Genomic DNA, 21,170 nt, shown 5'->3' with positions numbered 1-21,170 from the left:
CGTTCTCCCAAAAAGTGCGTTAAAAACTGTATTTATGGGAGTTTAGCATCTTTAAAATGATTTACATGTAAAAGCAACAAAAGAGCAACAAAATCAGTTTGATGTGAGCCAACTAAACCCTCCACTGCCCATAGAATTAAGAAATTTTCGATAAAATAGTTCCTAGATTAACGTATTAGGAATGGCAATGGAGCGCAAGAAAATCTACAACCCAAACTCAGATGAGAGCATCAATGATCGCAGAGTCTTTGGCGGAAATCCACACGGAATTTTAAATTTTACCAAAGCAAAATACACATGGGCACTCAAACTTTGGGATATGATGGAGGCCAATACCTGGTTTCCTAAAGAGGTCGATACGACTAAAGATGTCATCGACTACAACCGCAACCTCACCGATGCCGAAAAACGGATGTACGATCTGGTGTGGTCACAACTGATCAGCATGGACAGTTTCCAAACCAATAACTTAACCGATAACATCAACCCTTACATCACCGCACCCGAGATCAACGCGTGTCTTTCACGTCAATCCTACGAAGAGGCGAACCACTCAAAATCGTATGCCGTTATGGTCGAAGCGATTTGCGATAACACCGATTTGATTTACGAGATGGAAAAACACGATGAAGTGTTGCGTCGTAAAAATGACTATATTTCCAGTGTTTACGAAGAATTAGCCGGTGATGTGACCGATGAAAAACTTGTGTTAGCGATGTTTGCCAACCAAATCTTAGAGGGGATTTACTTCTATTCTGGTTTTACGGCGATTTACGCGCTTGCCCGTGCGGGAAGAATGCTTGGCAGTGCGCAGATGATTCGTTTTATCCAACGCGATGAAATTACGCACCTTCTGATCTTTCAAAATATGATTAATTCCGTTCAAAAAGAGCGACCTGATCTTTTCACCACGGAACTCAAAGCCAAAGTCTACGATATGTTCCAAAAAGCAGGCGATCTTGAGATTGAGTGGGGTAAATACATCACCCAAAATCAAATTATGGGCTTCACCGATGACATCATCGAGACGTACATTCACTACCTCATTGATGATCGTTTAACCGCCGTAGGTTTTGAAAAGCTTTACAATGCCAAACATCCAATCAAATGGGTCGATGACTTCTCGAAATTTAATGACCAAAAAACGAACTTTTTTGAAGGCAATGTCTCCAACTACAGCAAAGGAAGTCTGACGTTCGATGACTTCTAAACCCATGCTCTGCGCTTTACAATTTGCCTATGAAGGCCGAAGCTTTGAGGAGAATTTTGCAACCTTGCAAGCACTTCTCGAGCAAACACCCGAGAAGTGCATCGCGTTAGCGCCAGAACTTTGTCTAAGTGCGTACAGTTACGACACGATGGAAGAAGCCGCAGCCTTTTCGGCTTTGGTCATTCCAAAACTTGAAAAACTTTCTACATGTAAAACAGTTGGTCTCACCTTAATTGAAAAAACAGAGACTGGCTATGTGAATAACTTCAAACTGTTTCACCACGGAGCGCTTATTTTCTCGCGCGCAAAGGCAACATTGTTCCCCTTAGGCGAAGAAGAGCACTATTTTCAAGCAGGAAACCCTGAAGAGATTGGCATCATCGACGTGGATGGAATAAAAATTGCTGTACTTATCTGCTTTGAACTTCGCTTCCCAAAACTGTGGGAGCAAATCAAAGGGGCAGATCTTATTTTAGTCCCAGCCTACTGGGGCACGCTTCGCAAAAAGCACTTTGAAATACTTACAACCGCGCTCGCCATTGCCAATCAAGCCTATGTGCTGTGTGCCAATGGAGCGGATGAAAGTATGGCAAAAGGAAGTGCGATTATCTCCCCATTTGGCGACGTAACGAGCGATGATAGCGCTACTGTAATACTGCACTCTTTTGATACGAACGAGATCAAAAAAATGCGACGATACCTTGACATAGGATTAAACCATAATGCCGCAAACGGCTCACTTTAAAGAGAAAATTAGTTTTCAAAAACACAAGAAAATGGCAGATGAAATCGCCAAAATATGTCCCATCAGCCCTAACGTCTACGATGCGTTTTGTCAGAGTGAGAGAGAGCTTTTTGTGCCACAAGGCATGAGCATGCACGCTTACAAACTCGACGCTCTGCCCTTGGCTGCGAATCAATGGATCAGCTCGCCTTTAACGGTTGCTAAAATGACCGAAGCGCTTACATGTAAAGGTGCGGACAGTGTTTTGGAGATCGGCTGTGGTAGTGGCTACCAAGCGCTTATTCTCAGTAAAATCATCCGCAGAGTCTTTACGATTGAGCGCATTGAAAGATTACTTAAAGAGGCGCGTGAGCGTTTTAAACTCTTGGGAATTTCTAACATTCACACGCGTTTTGACGACGGGCAAAATGGGTGGAGAGAGTTTGCTCCCTACGATCGCATCCTCTTTTCAGCCTCAACGCCTGAAGTACCGCCAAGACTCTTTGAACAGTTAAAAGTAGGGGGGATTTTGGTTGCGCCCATTGAAAAAGGGAATAAACAGATCATTACCCGTTTTATCAAAACAGAAGAGGGCATACACAAAGAGACAATCGGCGATTGCCTCTTTGTGCCCGTGCAAGATGGTCGTGAGTTTTAGTACATTTTGCTAATATTTATTCACAATCTGCTTGATTAAAAGCTGAGGCGTCACGAGTCCTCGATAGTCATTGCGCGAAACGGTAAAGAGAATGTCGATGTGATCGCCTTGTTTGGCTTTCATATCGTAATTGAAAAACAGTGCTTCAAGGGCATTACTTCCCTCCTGCAAAATAAGCTTTAAATGTTGCCCATCTTTGCCGATCAAACGATCGACTTTGACAGCGATATTACGTAATAAAAAGCTCGGTTTTGGGTTTTTTTGCCCATAAGGCTCTTGGTTTTCCAAAATTTCCAGTAACTCAAAATCGATCTGATCGGCAGTGATTTCACCTAAAAGATCATTATCCGCTTCTAACGTTTCTTTGTTTAAATGGCTTGATGCTTGCTCCAAATTAGCACGAAACTGCTCCAAATGTTTGATCTCAATCGAAACACCTGCAGCCCCTTTATGCCCACCGTAACCTAGCAATATCGCCTCTTGAGAACGAATGAGCTCTAAAATATCGACATCACCAATGCCTCTCGCACTCCCTTTGGCTCTCTCATCGCGAATAGAAAAGACAATCGCAGGCTTTTTAAAGCGTTTAGAAAGCCGCGAGGCGACGATCCCGACGATGCCCTCATGCCACTCTTCACCCCACGCCACGATGATATTTTCACCCTCTTTGACGTACGGAAGCGTGGCTTCAAATAAAAGCCGCTCTTCTTCTTTACGCGCTTCATTCAATGAGACAATGTAATCGAGTTTAACCAGTGCGTCATTCACATTTTTGGATTTCAAAAATTCATAGGAGAAAATCGCATCTTCCATGCGTCCCGAGCTGTTAATCAGAGGTGCTATCAAAAAGGAAATATCATCGCCCTCTAAGGTTGCTTTACCAAAATACTGCTTGATCGCTTCAAAGGCGGCACGCTTGGAGTGGTTAAGCTCGACAATCCCTTTTTTAACCATCACGCGGTTCATGCCAACCAGTGCCATCATGTCGGCCATAATGGCGATGCACAGCAGGTCTAAAAAGCTGGAGAGATCATACTCAACGCCGAGTTCTTCTTTAAGCGCTGCGACCAGATACCACGCCACTTGCGCACCACAAATTTCACAATGCGGAAACGCACAATCGTCTTGCTTGGGATTGACAATCGCATATGCATCGGGCAAGATGGAAGGAACACTGTGATGATCGGTGATGATAAGATCAATCCCTTGTTCTTTACAAATGTGCGCCGCTTCAATCGCAGAGATGCCGTTATCGACGGTGATAATCACATGCACATCCAGTTTGGCAACGATGTCAGGATTTAAGCCATACCCATCGGTAAAACGGTTGGGGATGATCAACGAGTAATCCACACCCAAATCATCAAAAAATTGGCTTAAAATCACCGAAGAGATCACACCATCCACATCGTAATCGCCCACAATGGCAATGCGTTCATGATTTTTCATGGCGTGGACAATGCGTTTTGACGCGCGCGCAATATCTTTTAAAGAGGAGGGCTTAGGAATCTCATTTAGACGGGTACACTCGTCATTCTCGAACCTGCTTTGAAGAATCCGTTTTATCTCCTCTTTGGTCAGTAAACTAGCCATTTTGACGTTGTAACAAAGCCGCTTTCGCAAAACCTAAAATGGTTTTGTTTGGGTTTGTTAAACGTGATGTAAACTCAGGGTGAAATTGAACACCCAAAAACCATGGATGCCCTTTAAGCTCCACCGCTTCGATCAAGCCTTCGCTCTCGCCACTGATGATGAGACCCGCTTTTTCAAACGCTTCGCGATACGCAGGGTTGGCTTCATATCGGTGGCGATGACGCTCACGAATCACTTTAGCGCCATCATAAACAGACCGGAGCAGCGAACCCTCTTTGGTTTCGCACTCATAACCGCCCAAACGCATGGTACCGCCTAATGGACTTTGGAACGTACGAAGCTGTTTTTGACCGCTTGCATCCATAAATGAGTCGATCAAATAGATAATAGGATTTTTACATGTAGCATCAAATTCTGCCGAATTAGCATCTTCAATGTGCAGAACATTGCGTGCAAATTCGATCATCGCAAGTTGCATTCCAAGGCAGATCCCAAGGTAAGGAATGTTGTGCTCCCTTGCATAACGGATAGAAGCCATTTTACCCACAACACCACGCTCACCAAAACCGCCCGCAACCAAAATGCCATCGACATCGGAGAGTATCTCTTCACACCCTTTTTCTTCGATCATCTCAGAATCAACCCAGCGAATTTTCACTTTGGCATTGAGATTTGCCCCTGCGTGAATCAATGATTCAGTGAGTGATTTGTATGACTCTTTCAGATCAAGGTACTTACCTACAAAGGCGATCATGAGCTCATCACGAGGTGCTATGACACGTTTGACCAAGATATCCCACTCATCCATATGCGGTGTAAGATCACCCAGATTCAGTGCTTCTGAAATCGGTACTAAAATGTTCTCTTTAAGAAAACTAAGGGGTACTTGATAAATGGTCGTAGCATCCAGACACTCAATGACGGAATTGCGCTCAACGCCACATGAAAATGCTAGCTTGTTTTTCAGCTCTTTTGGAAGCGGGTATTCAGAGCGGCAGATCAACATATCAGGCGTGATACCAATACGACGGAGCTCTTGAACCGAGTGTTGGGTTGGTTTGGTTTTAAGTTCACCCGCAGCTTTAATAAAAGGAACCAAGGTAAGATGAATATTCATGGCTCTGCGTTTGCCAAGCTCGCTTTTAAGGGAACGAATCGCCTCTAAAAAAGGAAGTCCTTCGATGTCGCCAACGGTTCCACCGATCTCGACGATCAAAATATCTTGACCACGACCCGCTTCTTTGATGCGGTTTGCAATCTCATCCACAATGTGAGGAATCACTTGAATCGTTTTACCAAGGTAATCGCCTCTGCGCTCTTTTTCAATAACCGCCGAGTAAACACGTCCTGTGGTGAAGTTGTTCGCTTGGGTAAGATTTTCATCAAGGAAACGCTCATAATGCCCAAGATCAAGATCGGTCTCGGCGCCATCATCGGTGACAAAAACTTCGCCGTGCTCCAAAGGACTCATTGTTCCTGGATCGACATTGATGTAAGGGTCAGCTTTTAGGATGCTGACTTTAAAGCCAACATTTTTTAAAAGTGTGGAGATACTCGCCGCTGCTATGCCTTTACCAAGAGAGCTTAAAACGCCTCCGGTTATAAAAATATACTTCGTTTCGTGATTGGACATACTCTTCCGCCTCATTATTATTTAATGCCTTGATTATAACGCATGTAAGCTAATAAAGGGTTTATTCCCAAGCGGTGAAGAAAAGTGAATACGCGCGGAAAGCCTCTTATTATGGGGTCAAGAGGCTTACATGTAACGATTTAAAAACGTTATTTTGCTTTATCGTGGAAGTAATTGGTTGCTTCAACAAAGCCCTCGATGGAGCCACAATCAAACCGTTTTCCTTGGAATTTATACGCAATAACTTTACCTTGTTGTGCCAGTTCCAAAAGTGCATCGGTGATCTGAATTTCGCCACCTTTTCCCGGTTTGGTGTTTTCAATCACATCAAAAATATCGGGCGTTAAAATGTAACGACCAATGATCGCCAAATTCGTTGGCGCATCTTTAGGATCTGGTTTTTCCACCATGTTGGAAACACGAAGCACGGACTCATTGCCATCCACAATTTTGCCATCAATCACACCGTATTTATTCGTCTCTTCTTTAGGCACTTCTTCAATGGCAACGACACAACAACGGTATTTTTCATACACTTCGACCATCTGTTTAAGCACAGGGTCTTCATCGTTATTATCACATAAGTCATCCGCCAAAATAACCGCAAACGGCTCATCTCCAATCAACGTTTTGCCTGTAAGGATCGCGTGACCCAAACCTTTCATCTCCACTTGTCTGGTGTAACTAAACGTACAATTATCGATCAAATTTCTAATTTCAGTCAGGTAACTCTCTTTCGAGGTTCCCTTGATTTGGTGTTCCAACTCATAACTCACATCAAAGTGATCTTCAATCGCTCGTTTACCACGACCTGTAACAATCGCCATCGTATCGATACCCGCACTCACGGCTTCTTCAACACCATACTGAATCAAAGGCTTGGTAAGAACGGGTAACATCTCTTTTGGCATCGCTTTGGTGGCTGGTAAAAAGCGTGTTCCATAGCCTGCGGCTGGGAAAAGGCATTTTTTGACGGATTTTAAACTATTAATTTTGCTATATTTTGAGATACTCGACACTGTATCGCTCCTGAGGTTTTAAATGTGCAATTTTAGCTTAATTTTGCTCTTTTTTTCATGAGTAGCAAATCTAAACATTTAAACTCATTTTTTTTCAACGCTTACGTGTTTTTATACTTTTGTCATTTAAATATGTTACGCTCATACATCTTCATTTCAAGGGACACCATGCTTCAACGTTACTTTCTTAAAATCAGCGCTGTTATGATTCTCTTAAGCATCGCACTTTTTCTTGTTACATGGCGTGTTTCAGAGCCTTTTTGGGTTGCACTCTTTGCAGTGATCTCTTTGTGTGTGCTTCTAATCATCTTCTTTAAAATCATCATTCAACCCCTTTCCAATGCCCTAGAACTCCTGTCTCAATTTGATGCAAGAGACAAAACCGTGCGCGAGGGCTACCAAAAAAAGTTTTTACATGTAACCGAACAGAACACGTTACTGAGCACACTTTTTCCTAGAATCTATACGCTTGTGACACTCTTAACCTATTTGAGTGAGAACTACTCACAAAGTGCGGGCAAAAATTCCATTGCAACGGCACAACTGATGTATTCAATCGACGCTATGTCGAAGAAGCTTGAAGAAAAAGCACACTCCATTGCAGAAATTTCAAACGCAACTCAAAACATTTTTGAACACGTGCATTTAGTCAGCTCTAACGCGCAAGAAGCCTCTTCATTTGCCAAGCTTTCCATGAAAGAGAGCCAACAAAGCATTGCAGAACTCAACGATATTATCACCCGTATGAAACATATTAATGCCCAATCGGCGGACGCTTCATCCAAAGTCAATGATCTGAAAGAAAAATCGATCACCATTCACAATGTCACGACTGTCATTGATGATATTGCCGATCAAACCAACCTGCTTGCACTCAATGCCGCCATCGAAGCAGCACGTGCAGGTGAGCATGGGCGTGGTTTTGCCGTGGTGGCGGATGAAGTGCGCAATCTAGCAGAGCGCACCTCCCAATCAACCAGTGAAGTCACCCTCATTATAAAACAGATTCAACACGACACCAATGAAGTATACACTAGCATCGAAACCCTGCGCCAAGAGATAGAACAAGCATCCCATACCGTGCAACATGTGGGCGATGAGATTAAACATTTTATTAGCAATGCAGAAAAGATTGAGCACCAAATCGGAACCATTGCACAGAGTTCAGATTATAACAGCGAGCAGTTGCTGGACATTAAAGAGATGATCTTAAAGATGCGTGAACAGCTCGAATCGGGTACTCAAGAGATGAAAGCCATCTCAGGACAGACACAAGCGATCATCCTAGGATCTGAAGAGGCGCATGAAAACCTCAGCGCATTTGCGATGGATGAGTACCATGAAAAAATGTATCAGCGTTGTTTAAATGCCAAAACGCGCGTTGAAGCGCTTTTTGAAAATGCCATTGAGAGTGGAAAACTCACCCTTGAAGCCATTTTTGATACCCGTTTTAAACCAATCCCCAATACCAATCCTCAAAAATACACGACCGCATACGATGCGTTTACCGACCAAACTTTCCCCGATATTGTGGATACGTTGATGAAAGAGAATACGCAAACGCTTTTTTACGCGGTCGCCATGCACACATCAGGCTACATCTCCACCCATAACGCGCGTGCACCGCTTACAGGCAATTATGAAAAAGATCTCTTTGGCAACCGCTCCAAACGCATCTTCACCGACAGTGGTATTAGAGGTGCGAACCATGAAAAGCGCGTGCTACTTCAGACCTATCGTCGGGAAAATGGCGATGTTATGCATGATATTTCGATCCCCATCTACATTAAGGGGCGTCATTGGGGTGGCTTTAGAATAGGCTACAAACCCAAAGCGTAACTACGTCTATTCTACTTATAAATAGCTTAATTTATATGATTAATTAAGGTATTTTCATTCAAACTGAAGTGTAGAAAGGTTACCAATTTTCAATACTTAAAATTATTCTTATTTTATTTACTTAGTTTTAAGTTTAATATACATATAATTCCGAAAATACAAAAAAGGAGTTATAACGATGAAAAAGTTAAACGTTGCAAAAGTTGGATTAGTGATGACACTTCTTAACGCTGTTTTATTTGCCCTGGGTTTTGTATATTTGGCACAATCTCAATCATTTTAATAGATTAAAAACCTCTTTTTTTATGCACACCGATGGTTTTGGACTCTAAACAGAACCATCCCTCCTCTTCAGTTATGCTTTAAACTTTTACTGCTAAGATAATAAAAATATTAACTTAGTGTTATTACACAAAGGCATAAAAAATGTTCACTCAAGCCTCTCAACCACAGATGTGGGATAAAAAAGCTTCGCAGTACGGACGCTTTTCACACCATGAAAACAGCTTTCAAAAGCAAATTCTCTCTAAAATAGCAGCACGCGGTATTCATTTTCATGACAAGAGCGTTTTAGATGTTGGCTGTGGCACAGGTATTTACACGCTTCATATCGCCCAAGAAGCGTTACATGTAAACGCGCTTGATTTCTCTGGTGAAATGCTCGCACTTTTAAACGAAGATGCCAAACACGAAGGACTTTGCTCCAAACTGACCCTTACATGTAAAACATGGGAAGCGTTTGAAGCGCCCGAAACATTTGAGATTCTTTTTTGTTCCATGTCACCTGCATTACGAAATGATGCGGATTTTCAAAAATTTCATGACCTCGCACACGAACACTGTATCTATCTTGGTTGGGCAGGAAAACGTGAGTCAACACTGTTAGATCCCATCTTTCAAGCACACGATTTACCCCTAAAAGCACCTCCAGGAGCCGAACCTCTCAAAGCATGGTTACACGATCAAAAAATTGATTATGAGCGCGAATACATCGAAGAGAAACGTTTACATGTAAAGCCTTATGAAGAAGCGCTTGCTTCTGTTTTATGGCACTTAGAGATCAACCAAACCCTTCCTCAATTAGAGCGCATTCAAGAGCTTTTAGCCCCGCTAAATCATAACAACACCATTGCGTTTGAAACCAATATAGGAGTAGAACTCATCTCATGGAAAAAATAATCCTTTGCACGCTCATCCTTCTAGGCAGCCTTTGTGCCCAAACTTATACCGATATGCTGGGGCGTCATGTTGAAGTCAAGAGCGCTTCCAAATTGGTTTTTTTAGGACCAGGCGCCTTGCGTTTGGGTGTTTATTTGGGGCTTGAAGAGCGTCTTGTCGGCATCGAAAAAACGGAAAATGATGCTTCACCTCTTTCTCCTTACCGTACATTCTTAGGCAAAGAATGGATCGCTAAACTACCCCTTGTAGGACCAGGAGGTCCTGGAAAAATGCCTGATCTTGAAGCGTTGATTGTTTTGAAACCTGATCTGATCATCACCTCATTCGTTGATCAAAATCAGATTGACCTCATTGCTTCTAAAACCACTATTCCCATTCTTGCGGTGAGTTATGGCGCCTCGTATGGAGGAAGCAGTCAAAAAAATCTTGAAGAGATTAAGGCATCACTGCTTTTACTAGGAGAGGTGACCCAAACCAAAGCGCGTGCCCAAAAATTAACTGCCTTTATGCAAAATGAAGAGAAAGGACTTTCGGCTTTGAAACTAAGCCCTAAAACACTCTACGTAGGAGGTATCGGCTACAAAGGAGTTCAGGGAATGACGAGTACGGAAGCCAATTATCCTCCTTTTGAACTGCTCGGACTGAAAAACAGTGTGTTTGCAAACACCGATGCCAAAGGTCACCAATTTATCGAATTAGAGGCTCTTCTAAAAGCTGATCCTGAGATTATTTTTGTTGATCTTTTTGGTAAAGCAAAAGTTGAAGAGGAGTATGCGGAGAAAAAGCCTCTTTTTGAGAGTCTTCAAGCGTATCAAAAAGGAAATGTCAAAGAGGTGATTGGGTACAACTACTACAGTACCAATATCGAAAATCTCTTTGTGATTGCATGGCAAGTAGCGCACGCCCTTGGAGCTCCTGTTGACATCAACAGCAAAGCAAAAGAGATTTTTACCACGTTTTACGGTGAAAAAGCAGACGCATTGCTTACCAAACTTCCTTACCATTTGAATCAACCATGAGCGTACACAAAGCGTACCGCGCGCGAACCCGTAAACGCCTTCTTTTGGGAAGCTTCTTGCTTATGGGCATTATCGTGCTCACATGGGCAACGCTTATCAGTGGCGCGGGCCATCTTGTTTTAGCCGATACGGCTAGACTTTTCACACTGGGGTCTACGTCCGATAGCTTTTCGATGATCGTCATATCCATACGACTTCCACGAGCCTTAGCGGCTATCTTGGTTGGAATGCTTTTGGGACTTTCGGGTGCTACGATGCAAGGCATTTTACGCAATCCTCTTGCCTCGCCTTTTACCTTAGGCATCTCGCAAGCCGCTGGATTTGGGGCGACATTTGCCATCATTGTATGCCATCCAGAGAGTTTTACCAACCCATTAATGGCAAAATTTAATATCGTGCTATTTGCGTTTGGGGCAAGTATGCTCTGCACGCTGATGATCGTCTGGATCGGCAAAAAAGTGGGCATGAGCCCTAGTTCACTGATTTTAGCGGGTGTAGGTTTGGGCTCACTGTTTCATGCAGGAACAATGTTTTTACAGTATTTTACAACCGAAATTAACGCCGCCGCAACCCTGTTTTGGACGTTTGGAGATCTCAGCAAAGCAACCACGCTCAATCTTTGGCTGATGAGTGCGATTCTTTTACCATCGCTTCTTTTTTTAGGCATGGTGCATTGGAAATTTGACGCCCTTGCTTTTGGCGATGAAAGTGCCTTCAACAAAGGGGTCAATGCACGTTCTTTTCGCCCTTTAGTGCTTCTTCTCTCCGCACTCTGTACGGCTATTGCTGTGGCATTTTTTGGCATTATTGGCTTCATCGGTTTGATTGCTCCACATATGGTGCGTCTCATCCTTGGAAGCGCACATAGCGCGTTAATTCCGCTCTCGGCATTGTGCGGTGGATTTTTACTTTTGGGGGCAGATTTAGCAGCACGGATGCTTCTGTACCCTTCCTTACTGCCTGTGGGGATTCTTACCTCATTTATTGGAGCGCCCTTACTGCTTTACCTTCTTGTCAGCCAAGGAAAAATGCGATGAATCTTTGCATCAACCATCTTCATTTTCAGGTTAAAAAACGCCATCTGCTTGAGAACATCACCCTTCAAGCATTTCCCAATGAAGTTTTGGGACTCATCGGACCAAACGGTGCAGGTAAAAGCACCCTGTTAAAACATGTTGCAGGTATTTTACGAAGCCCTGCTTCAAGCATCACACTAGGCGCGTTAGATCTTAGCAGTCTGGATGCCAAAGCATTGGCTTCGCATATTGCGTATCTTTCACAATTTAACACCCCTTCTCATGCAACGGTTTTAGAGGTGTTAGAGCTTGGAAGGAGGGTTTACAGTGGTATGCGACTCAGCAAGAGCGATAAAGAAAAAATTGAAACCATCGTTGAGCACTTTGAACTCGCACCTCTTTTGGAAGAGGAAATTGAGACACTCAGCGGAGGAGAAAGACAAAAAGTATTGATCGCAAGTGCACTGTTGCAAGAGCCCAAAATTCTCCTCTTAGATGAGCCCATCTCCCATCTTGATCCTAAAAATCAGCTTGAAATGCTCTCCGCCGTGCGCCATGTGACCCGTGAAAAAGGGTTGATAACTCTTATTGTGTTGCATGACATCCAACATGCGATCCACTACACCGATGCGCTGGTGCTGCTCAAACAGGGAAAGATTCTGCATCATGTCCCCACCAAAACTCTGAGTGAATCGATGATTCAAGAGCTTTTTGATGTCGAAGCAAGCTTACATGTAAAAGAGGGACACACCTTTGTCTATTATGGGCATGCGCACGATGAGACGCCCCACAAGCACGCACATACCTTTACAATCGCTAAGAATAATCAATAAATCTATTTTAAATATTAATAAAAATTAATTTGTATTACAGCTTAAAAACTCTATAGTAACACGAATTATTTATTAAAATTACTGATTATTAAGGAGTGCTGTGGTGATCTATTTTCAAAAAACATCGCTTTCGCCTTACGTAGCAATCGGTTTACTAGCCGTGTCTCTTCACGCTGTTGAGCTTGAAAAAATTGAAGTTGAGGCGGACAGGTTGATAACGCCAACGATGCAGGCGAACGAAACGGTCTACACGGGCAGCGAAGTCACCCAAAAAGGTATGGAGCTCCAAGGAACAAAAGCGACCACAAACGTCTATGAAGCGATTGGTCTTTTGCCAGGTATCAGTGTCGAAACACCCGATAGCAGTGGACTTGCCATTGAGCAAAGTAGCGTGCGCGTGCGAGGAGTTAAAAGCTCTATGGGAGCACTCAGCGTTGAAGGTGTGCCCAATTATGGTGGCAATCCCATAGGCCCTAGGGATTATCTTTACGATATGGAAAATATGGAATCGATCTCCATCTACAAAGGGGGCGTTCCTGCAGATATTGGCACGGGCGTTGGCTCTCGTGGCGGGGCTATTACGTTGCATCCAAGATGGGCGGAAAAAGAGTTTGGATTTGATGTCAGCCAAAGCATCGGCAGTAATGATTACACCAAAAGCTATTTTAGGCTTGATAGTGGCATACTCAATGAAAGTGGTACACGTTTTTCGGGCTCTCTCTCTTACGCTGAGGCGGATAAATTTCGAGGGGAGGGCGAACTAGGACCTCGTGTCAATGGAAATGTCTCCCTTGTTCAACCCGTAGGCGATAAAGCAACGATTAAACTCTGGTACAACCACAATGATCAAGAACAACATCTCTATCGCCCCCTCACCTATAGCCAAATCAGTAACGGCAATCTCTCCTCAAACTACAAAACAGATTATAATAGCGCATTAAGCGGTGTCGCTTCCAAGGATATTTACTATTACGATTACAATAAAGGAACCTATAAAAACGATGATTTTTTATCGGTTATAACATACCACATTGACGACACGTTTGCCCTTAATCTCAAACCGTACTACTCCTCCGAAGATACGCAAATTTATCAAGGGGTGACCTCCAATGGAGGCCGCATTCAAAAACGTACACGCGATATAGAGCGCTATGGTATTTTAAGTGAAGTTGAGGCTACGTTTGGCGATATGAAAGCGGTTTTAGGCTACCACTATGAAAACTCATCCATGGACATCTCCACCCAAAACTATGCCATCACAAGCTCAGGTCTTTCGTATCGTGGTTATGGCGTTGTGGGAACATCAGGAACGACGTACATTAACACGCCGTATATGAAAGTCTCAGGAAAACAGGGAGATTTTAACTGGCAAGGTGGGGTAAAATACTTCAAATTTGAAGATTCAGAGAGCTTAGGCTACACAACTAACAGCACAACGTATGCGTTAGAGCGTGCTTCTGATTTGGATCGGGATGCAACGGATTATACCATTGTCCTTCCAACGATTGGAGCCTCTTACGATATGGATGAAGCATGGCAACTCTATGCAAATTATGGCAAAAATTTTATTCGTCCTTACTCTTATATGCCCCTTATGAACACCTACAATACCTACAGAACACAGTTTCAAGCAGCAGGTGTAACTGCGCAAGACCTGTTTGATGGTTATGGCATTGAAAAATCCGATAACTTTGATGTAGGAATTCGTTACAAAGCAGATCTCTTTGAGATCTCCCAACACTCTTTTATGGCAAACACAAAGACCTTTTAACCACTATTTCCGATAGCAGAGTACTCTCAGGCGGTAAGCCTATCAATTACCAACAAAATATTGGGAAAGCGACCAGTTATGGACTAGAGACAGAGATCAATCTTTATATGAGTGATTCCCTAACCCTCTTTGTCAATCCAACCTACAGCCACTTTACCTACGATGACGAGATCACGTACCTAGGCGCTACCATGGCTACCAAAGATAATCAGATCGTAGATACGCCTAAATGGATGGCGCGCACGGGTCTTATCTATAAAGTAGGTCCTTTTGAGATCATTCCAATGGCGCGCTATTTGGGTGAACGGTATGGGGATGCTACTAACAATAATAAAGTAGATGCGTGTTGGTTATTTGATGGGCAAATTGTCTATACGCAAAAGAATTTTTACGACAAAGCAAAACTTAAAGTGGCACTTGAAATCAATAATATTTTTGATAAGGAGTATATTTCAGTGATTAATGCTTCGGACGATACAATGGATGGCGCAGCCAGTTATTACCAAGGTGCTCCGCGCACCGTTATGTTAACAATGGGGGTACATTTCTAATGCAACACTTATGGGAAAAATGTATCGCATTTCATGGACATGCGTGTCCAGGACTAGCGATTGGTTTTAGGGCAGCAGAAGCGGCACACACGTGGCTTGGAATGATTGGATTTAGCCAAGATGAGGAGTTAGTGTGTGTCACCGAAAATGATGCTTGTGGCGTCATGCCATTCAAGTGCTTCTTGGTTGCAGTATGGGAAAAGGCAATCTTATCTACAAAGATACGGGCAAACAGGCTTTCAGTTTTTTTGATCGTAAAAATGGTAAAAAAGGGCGCATTGTGTTTAAGCGTCCGCTCAATCCCAATTTCGAACGCCAGCAACTCCAAGAGCATATCTTGAGTGCACCACTGGATGAACTTTTTGATCTTAAAGAGCCCTCTTTTGAACTTCCAGAAGAAGCACGGATTTTTACGTCTGTTATCTGTGAGAAATGCGGTGAGAGTGCCCCTGAGCACAAAATGCGATTAGAAGAGGGCAAAACTGTCTGCATTGAGTGTGCAAAGGCGTATTCACGCGGCTGGTAAGCGATAAAAATGTTAGGTGCTAGGGCCTTTTGGACTCTCGCCTAACATTTCACGCATTTTGCGCTCCATGCGTTTTTCAAAGGCTTCATTGGAAGGGGAGTCTTCACAGGCAAATTTTGCTTTTCCATACAACACACATCCGCGATCTCCCGGATCACACTCTTTGTGAATAATATCACAAATTCCTTCCACATCATGAGGACAGCTCCAACCACCTTGATTCATGAAAAATCCTTACATGTAATGTTTCGCCAGCACACTCACACCACCCACAATAAACTGCACTGCAATCGCTCCGACAATAAGTCCCATCAAACGACTCACGATCTTTTGCCCCGTAATGCCAAGGTAATGACGAATGTAAATGCTGTTTTTAAACGCAAGATAAACGCTCAGTGCGACAATGAGATAGGCAATAATCAGTGCTGCAATCGAAGCAATGCCTTCGCTGTGCCCACGCAAAATAATGATCGTTGCAAAAATACCAGGACCAAAGGTAATCGGCACACCTAGAGGAATGACGGAGAATTCATCATTTTTGATCGCCTCTTCGCGTTCTTCCTCGGTTTGATTTTTCGACTCCATTGAGCCTTGTACCATTTTAATCGCAGTTAAAAGTAAGATAATACCGCCCATCACTTTCAGTGAATCGATTTCAATGCCAAAAAGATTGAGCAAAAAATTACCTGTTAAAAGGACAACAAAGAAAGCTACGATGATTGTCATCGTAGCTTTCCATGCAATTTTATCGATATGCTCTTTGGTGGTACTTTGAGGCAGAAGCGAGAGCATAATCGCACTCACGCCTAAAGGATCAACAATCGCCATCATTGTGATGGTATGTTGTAGCAATAAATTAAAAAATTCAGCCATTATTCATCAGTCTTTAAAACAGCGCCACTGCTTGCATTGGTGACCAGTTGACGGTACTGTTTCAACCAACTTCCTTGAATCGTTTTTACTTTGGGTTTAAAGGCCGCTTTGCGACGCGCCAATTCTGCTTCATCAATCAACGCCTCAATCGTATAGGCATCCACATCGATCTGTATGGTATCGCCATCTTGCACAAGACCGATAAGTCCACCCTCAGCCGCCTCTGGGCTTACATGACCAATGCTAAGCCCTCTGGTTGCTCCAGAGAAGCGCCCATCGGTGATCAGTGCCACATCAGCACCGAGTCCCATACCCATGATTAAACTCGTAGGAGCAAGCATCTCTTGCATACCAGGGCCACCCCTTGGGCCTTCATAGCGAATAACAACAACATCTCCTTTGTTGACTTTTCCACCCATAATGCCCGCAAGCGCTTCTTGTTGTGAGTCAAAACAGACCGCTTTACCGATGAACTGACGACCCCCTACAATACCAGCCGTTTTAATAACACACCCTTCTTCTGCTAAATTACCAAACAAGATCGCAAGCCCGCCCACTTTTGAATAAGGATTTTCAAGCGTGTGAATAATCGTCGTATCTTTGATCTCAGCATTGGCAATGCGTGCACCAATCGTTTCACCTGTCACGGTTAAATTATCTAAATGTAAAATGCCGTTATCACGACGACTGACCTCTTTCATCACCGCACTCACGCCTCCAGCTCGGTTAATGTCTTCCATGTGAACCGTTGAAAGTGAAGGGGCAATTTTGGCGATATGTGAAACGTTTTTACTGATCTCATTAATATCTTTGATCGCAAAGTTAACACCTGCTTCTTTGGCAATCGCTAACATATGTAAAACAGTGTTAGAACTTCCACCCATCGCCATATCAACAGCAAAGGCATTGCGTACCGCTTTTTCATTGAGAATATTACGAAGTTTAAAGCGATCATCGATGGCAATCTCACAGATGCGCTTCGCAGCAGCGCGTAAAAGCACTTCACGTTCAGGCGTTAATGCTGGAATCGTGCCATTACCAGGAAGGGCAATTCCCATTGCTTCCATCAATGTATTCATACTATTGGCGGTAAACATACCAGAACATGAACCACCACTTGGACAGGCATTACACTCAATGTCATTGAGTTCGGCCTCGTTAATGTCGCCTTTTTCAAATTTCCCCACCGCTTCAAAAGCCGTGGTTAAGTCAATCGGTGTTCCCTCTTTGGTATACCCCTTTTTCATCGGTCCACCGCTCACAAAGACCGTTGGGACATTGACACGAAGTGCTCCCATGATCATACCAGGAACAATCTTGTCGCAGTTAGGAATACAAATCATCGCGTCCAACATATGCGCGTTCATCATTGTTTCAATGGAATTAGCAATCAATTCACGACTTGGAAGAGAGTAGAGCATACCATCATGCCCCATCGCAATGCCATCATCGACACCAATGGTGTTGAACTCAAATGGCACACAGCCGTTCTTGCGAATCTCATCTTTAATGATTTGTCCGTATTCGTGTAAGAAAAAGTGACCAGGAATAATATCAATATATGAGTTTGCGACTCCAATGAATGGTTTGTTAAAATCTTCATCTTTTAAACCTGTTGCTCGAAACAAACTTCGGTGTGGTGCTCTGTTGTACCCTTTTTTGACTTGATCACTACGCATCAATTATTCCTTAAAAATTTTCTTAGATTATAGCAAAACCGCTCTAAAAAAGCTTACATGTAAAGAATTTAGCCTATAGCACTTTACATTGCGAAAAAAAACTGCTATACTCTCATCTCTTTTTTAGATGCGGGAATAGCTCAGTGGTAGAGCACGACCTTGCCAAGGTCGGGGTCGCGAGTTCGAACCTCGTTTCCCGCTCCATTTAGTTTAATCTTAAAAAGAAACGCGTTGCCCGGATGGCGAAACTGGTAGACGCAAGGGACTTAAAATCCCTCGCCCGTTTGGGTGTGCCGGTTCAAATCCGGCTCCGGGCACCACCTCGATATAGAGAATACGGTGGCGATATAGCCAAGCGGTAAGGCATGGGCCTGCAAAGCCTTGATCCCCGGTTCAAATCCGGGTGTCGCCTCCACCTTTGTATTATGTATCATCTACAAATTTTCTGTCGGGAGATGGCAGAGCGGCTTAATGCGGCGGTCTTGAAAACCGTTGAGGGTTATACCTCCGGGGGTTCAAATCCCTCTCTCCCGGCCACTAATACTTAAACTCCTTCAAAACTCCCATTTTATCGATATTCTAAAACAATTTAAGAAAAATAAAAAAAGCTTCTTTCCAACCTATTTCCAACAATCACAAAAACATACATAGCTTTTAACGGTCAATTCAGCTGTATTTTTCATCCCATAATTTATAATTTTCTTTGCTAAAATATGCCTTTTAAGATACATCTTTAATTAAAGACAAGGCACTCAAATGCAAAAATTAACAGATTTTGATATGTCAGAATATCTTGATAACCAAGAAGCAATAATGGAATATTTATCTCAAGTCCTTGAAAGAGGAGATCAAGATGAATTTTTACGAGCATTAGGATATCTTGTAAAAGTAAAAGGCATGACACAAATTTCAAAAGAAACTGGCCTTGATATAGAAAGTCTTGATAAAACTTTTCAGAAGGGTGCTGATCCAGAATTCAGCACTATTGTTAGCGTCATGAATGCAATGGGATTTACTCTACAAATCAAATAAAAAATTTACATAAATATTGGACTCGGTGCATCAATTTTATAATGTTTCTCTTCATAGACTTCCACAAGATGAACTAAACTATTTAGTTCATCAAATTCTTTAGTATTAGGCTTTGCGTCCATGAGCGTATCAATTCTTTGTAACGCTAATATATAATCTTTTTCAGTTCTTATGGATGTAATTTCCATTTTATATTTCCTCTATATTTTATAGCGACATGCTGCGCTAATATTTATCCTGAGCTATCATTTTGCCAAATTATTACTAAGTTTCTACTAGTCAAAACATACATTCCAACGACTGTAAATAATTCATATATATTTGTAATTAACAAACAAATAGTGCTATAATTACAAATATATATGTTTTAGGATAAAAACCATGCAAAAAGTATCCATTAATATTTTTGACCAACATGTGGCTGATATGTATCAAAATGATGATCGCATATTTTTAGAACAGGTTAATGATATGTGCCATAAAGTAAGCCCTCTACGATTATCTCCGACCATCAAAGAGATTGATACAACAACATTGGTACATCTGGAAAAAGTGGCCGGCTTTATCAGTGATTCATTACCTGGTAACTTTGGAAATGAAATTCTAAAGAATTTTTTCCTCCAAAATCATCGCTCAAATCCTACGGTGAGTGATAAGCTACTTTTTATAGGCAATCGTGGGCTTGGTGCACTTACATTTGAACCATCCGTTATAAAAGAAGACTACACAGAACATACGCTCTCGCTTAAGAGTATGTTTGAACAAGCACGGGAAATTCAACGTGGTGGACATTATCACGCTCTGCAAGATGTCTTTTTGGTAAGTGCACACTCTTTTGTGGGAGGAGCAAGAAGCAAAGCTGTTTGCGCGATAAATCTTGATACAAAAACTGTATTCTTAGGTGATCGTACAAAACCACTAGAAGACGGCTTAACGCATGTCATTATTAAATACGATGATTCTGACAAGAAAAAGTCAGTTTATTCAAAAGTTGAATATATCTATTACTGCCTGGCAAAGCAATGTGGGCTTACTATGACAGATAGTTATCTCTTGGAAGCGGATGGAAAGCATCATTTTATAACAAAGCGATTTGATATTGAGCCAAATGCAAAAAGATACCATGTTCATTCGCTTGCCGGGCTCTTGCACTTAGATTATAATATCCCACGTGCAATAGGATATGAGGATCTCTTGAGAACGGCTGTTCAATTAGGTGCTCATAATAGTTTAAAGCAACTCTTTCTGCAAATGGTGTTCAATTATATGTTCGTTAACCAAGATGATCATAGTCGAAATTTCTCGTTTATGTGTGACAAAGATTTTAAATGGCGAGCAACTCCAGCGTATGATCTTACTTTTGCGAAAGGTGGTGGACAAACAGTAGAGCATCAATTATCCCTTTACGGTAAACCACTATCTGAAATTGGCCTGGATGAAATCGCAGCTTTAGGAACGGAATTTTCTATTGATATGGAATTTGTTGCTTTATCTTTGGAAACGATGAAAAAAACGCGAGACATTGAATTACCAAAGCTTTTAAAAGAGTACAACGTAGATACTCCAAAACAAGAACAGATTTTAGATGCCGTAAACAAAAGAACATTCATGGGAGCATTATAATGCAAAGTGAACTCCTTAAAAAGTTAAAACACTCACAGCAAAACGCAAAGAAAATCGTAAAAAGAAAATTGACCCCTACGAGTACATTTGCAACACTTACCGATGATGAGATAGCTCAAGTTATAGCGATGAGAGCTAAAGAGTTGAGAATAAAGCAGGATAAGAAACAAAGAGAATTTAGTACAGAAGCAGAGCTCAGCTCACCAACAACGTATGCAAATTTTGAACAAAAAGGAATCATTTCTCTAGCAAATTTTATCAAGGTTATGCGAACATTTGGCCGATTGGAAGAATTAGAAGCATTATTGCGTCCAACCGTTAAAGAACAAATTGAAGATGTCAAAGCGAATATTCTCGTACCTAAAAAACGCGTTAGGTAGCTTTATCTTAGA

General features: G+C 42.3%; 21 protein-coding genes, 4 tRNA genes and 1 pseudogene. 19 read left to right on the top strand and 7 right to left on the bottom strand.

Translation table 11 applies throughout. From position 1 onward, the window contains the following. Window positions 1-187: 187 nt before the first annotated feature. From SMUL_RS00515 to SMUL_RS00505, 3 genes are read left to right on the top strand one after another with little or no spacing between them, the layout of a single operon-like run. Entirely contained in the window at window positions 188-1,210 is a 1,023-nt protein-coding gene (locus SMUL_RS00515) for a ribonucleotide-diphosphate reductase subunit beta (RefSeq protein ID WP_025343310.1), read from the top strand. Beyond that, window positions 1,200-1,955 (top strand): carbon-nitrogen hydrolase family protein, encoded by a 756-nt coding sequence (locus SMUL_RS00510; RefSeq protein ID WP_025343309.1) that lies wholly within the window; start codon window positions 1,200-1,202, stop codon window positions 1,953-1,955. The genes SMUL_RS00515 and SMUL_RS00510 overlap by 11 nt, the downstream gene beginning before the upstream one ends. Further along, on the top strand, window positions 1,933-2,592 hold the full coding sequence (locus SMUL_RS00505; RefSeq protein WP_025343308.1) for a protein-L-isoaspartate(D-aspartate) O-methyltransferase: 660 nt from the start codon (window positions 1,933-1,935) through the stop codon (window positions 2,590-2,592). Before SMUL_RS00510 ends, SMUL_RS00505 begins: the two co-directional genes overlap by 23 nt. A 9-nt stretch (window positions 2,593-2,601) precedes the next feature. Here SMUL_RS00505 and recJ read toward each other — a convergent pair whose 3' ends face one another. From recJ to galU, 3 genes are all read right to left on the bottom strand, one after another. Beyond that, the gene (gene recJ, locus SMUL_RS00500) at window positions 2,602-4,185 is read right to left on the bottom strand and encodes a single-stranded-DNA-specific exonuclease RecJ (protein WP_025343307.1); all 1,584 of its coding nucleotides are present in this window, start codon (window positions 4,183-4,185) and stop codon (window positions 2,602-2,604) included. Further along, a complete protein-coding gene (locus SMUL_RS00495; RefSeq protein WP_025343306.1) occupies window positions 4,178-5,818 on the bottom strand; it encodes a CTP synthase in 1,641 nt (546 codons plus the stop codon). Before SMUL_RS00495 ends, recJ begins: the two co-directional genes overlap by 8 nt. A 149-nt stretch (window positions 5,819-5,967) precedes the next feature. Further along, window positions 5,968-6,837 carry a UTP--glucose-1-phosphate uridylyltransferase GalU gene (gene galU / locus SMUL_RS00490; protein WP_025343305.1) on the bottom strand — a complete coding sequence of 290 codons (870 nt, stop codon included), beginning with the start codon at window positions 6,835-6,837 and terminating at the stop codon, window positions 5,968-5,970. Between the two features lie 168 nt (window positions 6,838-7,005). Between galU and SMUL_RS17305 the strand changes: the two genes are divergently transcribed. From SMUL_RS17305 to SMUL_RS17300, 9 genes and pseudogenes are all read left to right on the top strand, one after another. Next, window positions 7,006-8,676, top strand: coding sequence for a methyl-accepting chemotaxis protein (locus tag SMUL_RS17305; protein ID WP_025343304.1), 1,671 nt, complete (start codon window positions 7,006-7,008; stop codon window positions 8,674-8,676). Window positions 8,677-9,102: 426 nt separating this feature from the next. Further along, the gene (locus tag SMUL_RS00480; protein ID WP_025343303.1) at window positions 9,103-9,855 is read left to right on the top strand and encodes a class I SAM-dependent methyltransferase; all 753 of its coding nucleotides are present in this window, start codon (window positions 9,103-9,105) and stop codon (window positions 9,853-9,855) included. Beyond that, complete coding sequence (locus SMUL_RS00475; RefSeq protein WP_025343302.1) at window positions 9,843-10,874, top strand: ABC transporter substrate-binding protein; 1,032 nt, start codon at window positions 9,843-9,845, stop codon at window positions 10,872-10,874. The genes SMUL_RS00480 and SMUL_RS00475 overlap by 13 nt, the downstream gene beginning before the upstream one ends. Beyond that, the gene (locus SMUL_RS00470; protein ID WP_025343301.1) at window positions 10,871-11,911 is read left to right on the top strand and encodes a FecCD family ABC transporter permease; all 1,041 of its coding nucleotides are present in this window, start codon (window positions 10,871-10,873) and stop codon (window positions 11,909-11,911) included. Before SMUL_RS00475 ends, SMUL_RS00470 begins: the two co-directional genes overlap by 4 nt. Next, a complete protein-coding gene (locus SMUL_RS00465) occupies window positions 11,908-12,723 on the top strand; it encodes an ABC transporter ATP-binding protein (RefSeq protein WP_025343300.1) in 816 nt (271 codons plus the stop codon). The genes SMUL_RS00470 and SMUL_RS00465 overlap by 4 nt, the downstream gene beginning before the upstream one ends. A gap of 103 nt (window positions 12,724-12,826) precedes the next feature. After that, a complete protein-coding gene (locus SMUL_RS00460) occupies window positions 12,827-14,494 on the top strand; it encodes a TonB-dependent receptor domain-containing protein (protein WP_280938045.1) in 1,668 nt (555 codons plus the stop codon). 5 nt (window positions 14,495-14,499) lie between these two features. Continuing rightward, window positions 14,500-15,045, top strand: a complete 546-nt coding sequence (locus tag SMUL_RS17605) for a TonB-dependent receptor domain-containing protein (RefSeq protein WP_280938051.1) — start codon at window positions 14,500-14,502, stop codon at window positions 15,043-15,045. Further along, window positions 15,045-15,149: pseudogene (locus tag SMUL_RS17600) on the top strand (FmdE family protein); the annotation flags it as partial. The gene SMUL_RS17605 and the pseudogene SMUL_RS17600, both read left to right, overlap by 1 nt. 50 nt (window positions 15,150-15,199) lie before the next feature. Next, window positions 15,200-15,571 carry an FmdE family protein gene (locus SMUL_RS17300; RefSeq protein ID WP_280938044.1) on the top strand — a complete coding sequence of 124 codons (372 nt, stop codon included), beginning with the start codon at window positions 15,200-15,202 and terminating at the stop codon, window positions 15,569-15,571. A 12-nt stretch (window positions 15,572-15,583) separates the two neighbouring features. Here the strand turns inward: SMUL_RS17300 and SMUL_RS00450 are convergent, their stop codons facing one another. The 3 genes from SMUL_RS00450 to ilvD are packed head-to-tail and all read right to left on the bottom strand — an operon-like array spanning window position 15,584 to window position 18,123. After that, on the bottom strand, window positions 15,584-15,796 hold the full coding sequence (locus SMUL_RS00450; protein ID WP_025343299.1) for a hypothetical protein: 213 nt from the start codon (window positions 15,794-15,796) through the stop codon (window positions 15,584-15,586). A 9-nt stretch (window positions 15,797-15,805) separates the two neighbouring features. Continuing rightward, complete coding sequence (locus SMUL_RS00445; RefSeq protein ID WP_025343298.1) at window positions 15,806-16,444, bottom strand: MarC family protein; 639 nt, start codon at window positions 16,442-16,444, stop codon at window positions 15,806-15,808. Further along, a complete protein-coding gene (gene ilvD, locus SMUL_RS00440; protein WP_025343297.1) occupies window positions 16,444-18,123 on the bottom strand; it encodes a dihydroxy-acid dehydratase in 1,680 nt (559 codons plus the stop codon). Before ilvD ends, SMUL_RS00445 begins: the two co-directional genes overlap by 1 nt. A 129-nt stretch (window positions 18,124-18,252) precedes the next feature. Here ilvD and SMUL_RS00435 point away from each other — a divergent pair. The 5 genes from SMUL_RS00435 (at window position 18,253) to SMUL_RS00415 (ending at window position 19,155) form a co-directional block, all read left to right on the top strand. After that, window positions 18,253-18,327 (top strand) — tRNA-Gly (locus SMUL_RS00435). Window positions 18,328-18,356: 29 nt separating this feature from the next. Next, window positions 18,357-18,443: transfer RNA gene (locus tag SMUL_RS00430), tRNA-Leu, on the top strand. A gap of 21 nt (window positions 18,444-18,464) precedes the next feature. Further along, a tRNA-Cys gene (locus tag SMUL_RS00425) sits at window positions 18,465-18,538 on the top strand. A 34-nt stretch (window positions 18,539-18,572) separates the two neighbouring features. Continuing rightward, a tRNA-Ser gene (locus tag SMUL_RS00420) sits at window positions 18,573-18,660 on the top strand. A 219-nt stretch (window positions 18,661-18,879) separates the two neighbouring features. After that, the gene (locus SMUL_RS00415) at window positions 18,880-19,155 is read left to right on the top strand and encodes an addiction module antidote protein (protein WP_025343296.1); all 276 of its coding nucleotides are present in this window, start codon (window positions 18,880-18,882) and stop codon (window positions 19,153-19,155) included. Window positions 19,156-19,160: 5 nt separating this feature from the next. On the opposite strand, the gene SMUL_RS00410 is transcribed toward SMUL_RS00415, so the two are convergent. Next, window positions 19,161-19,343 carry a hypothetical protein gene (locus tag SMUL_RS00410; RefSeq protein WP_025343295.1) on the bottom strand — a complete coding sequence of 61 codons (183 nt, stop codon included), beginning with the start codon at window positions 19,341-19,343 and terminating at the stop codon, window positions 19,161-19,163. Between the two features lie 193 nt (window positions 19,344-19,536). On the opposite strand from SMUL_RS00410, the gene SMUL_RS00405 reads away from it, so the two are divergent. Both SMUL_RS00405 and SMUL_RS00400 read left to right on the top strand, forming a co-directional pair. Then, window positions 19,537-20,778: a type II toxin-antitoxin system HipA family toxin gene (locus SMUL_RS00405; RefSeq protein WP_025343294.1), complete on the top strand. Its 1,242-nt coding sequence runs from the start codon at window positions 19,537-19,539 to the stop codon at window positions 20,776-20,778. Next, window positions 20,778-21,158: a hypothetical protein gene (locus SMUL_RS00400; protein ID WP_025343293.1), complete on the top strand. Its 381-nt coding sequence runs from the start codon at window positions 20,778-20,780 to the stop codon at window positions 21,156-21,158. Before SMUL_RS00405 ends, SMUL_RS00400 begins: the two co-directional genes overlap by 1 nt. Window positions 21,159-21,170: the final 12 nt, after the last annotated feature.

It is taken from the genome of Sulfurospirillum multivorans DSM 12446 (genome assembly GCF_000568815.1).
GTDB classification, from domain to species: Bacteria; Campylobacterota; Campylobacteria; order Campylobacterales; family Sulfurospirillaceae; genus Sulfurospirillum; species Sulfurospirillum multivorans.
The sequence above is the reverse complement of the archived record's forward strand: the minus strand, read 5'-3'. Positions and strand labels throughout refer to the sequence as shown.

Bases quoted from the DNA above. Each gene is read 5' to 3' on its own strand.
- SMUL_RS00475 (WP_025343302.1), top strand. From the start codon at position 9,843: ATGGAAAAAATAATCCTTTGCACGCTCATCCTTCTAGGCAGCCTTTGT.
- SMUL_RS00400 (WP_025343293.1), top strand. From the start codon at position 20,778: ATGCAAAGTGAACTCCTTAAAAAGTTAAAACACTCACAGCAAAACGCA.
- SMUL_RS00495 (WP_025343306.1), bottom strand. From the start codon at position 5,818: ATGTCCAATCACGAAACGAAGTATATTTTTATAACCGGAGGCGTTTTA.
- SMUL_RS00510 (WP_025343309.1), top strand. From the start codon at position 1,200: ATGACTTCTAAACCCATGCTCTGCGCTTTACAATTTGCCTATGAAGGC.
- SMUL_RS00515 (WP_025343310.1), top strand. From the start codon at position 188: ATGGAGCGCAAGAAAATCTACAACCCAAACTCAGATGAGAGCATCAAT.
- SMUL_RS00480 (WP_025343303.1), top strand. From the start codon at position 9,103: ATGTTCACTCAAGCCTCTCAACCACAGATGTGGGATAAAAAAGCTTCG.
- SMUL_RS00445 (WP_025343298.1), bottom strand. From the start codon at position 16,444: ATGGCTGAATTTTTTAATTTATTGCTACAACATACCATCACAATGATG.
- recJ (WP_025343307.1), bottom strand. From the start codon at position 4,185: ATGGCTAGTTTACTGACCAAAGAGGAGATAAAACGGATTCTTCAAAGC.
- ilvD (WP_025343297.1), bottom strand. From the start codon at position 18,123: ATGCGTAGTGATCAAGTCAAAAAAGGGTACAACAGAGCACCACACCGA.
- SMUL_RS00415 (WP_025343296.1), top strand. From the start codon at position 18,880: ATGCAAAAATTAACAGATTTTGATATGTCAGAATATCTTGATAACCAA.
- SMUL_RS00505 (WP_025343308.1), top strand. From the start codon at position 1,933: ATGCCGCAAACGGCTCACTTTAAAGAGAAAATTAGTTTTCAAAAACAC.
- SMUL_RS00450 (WP_025343299.1), bottom strand. From the start codon at position 15,796: ATGAATCAAGGTGGTTGGAGCTGTCCTCATGATGTGGAAGGAATTTGT.
- SMUL_RS00465 (WP_025343300.1), top strand. From the start codon at position 11,908: ATGAATCTTTGCATCAACCATCTTCATTTTCAGGTTAAAAAACGCCAT.
- SMUL_RS00470 (WP_025343301.1), top strand. From the start codon at position 10,871: ATGAGCGTACACAAAGCGTACCGCGCGCGAACCCGTAAACGCCTTCTT.
- SMUL_RS00410 (WP_025343295.1), bottom strand. From the start codon at position 19,343: ATGGAAATTACATCCATAAGAACTGAAAAAGATTATATATTAGCGTTA.
- SMUL_RS00405 (WP_025343294.1), top strand. From the start codon at position 19,537: ATGCAAAAAGTATCCATTAATATTTTTGACCAACATGTGGCTGATATG.
- SMUL_RS17305 (WP_025343304.1), top strand. From the start codon at position 7,006: ATGCTTCAACGTTACTTTCTTAAAATCAGCGCTGTTATGATTCTCTTA.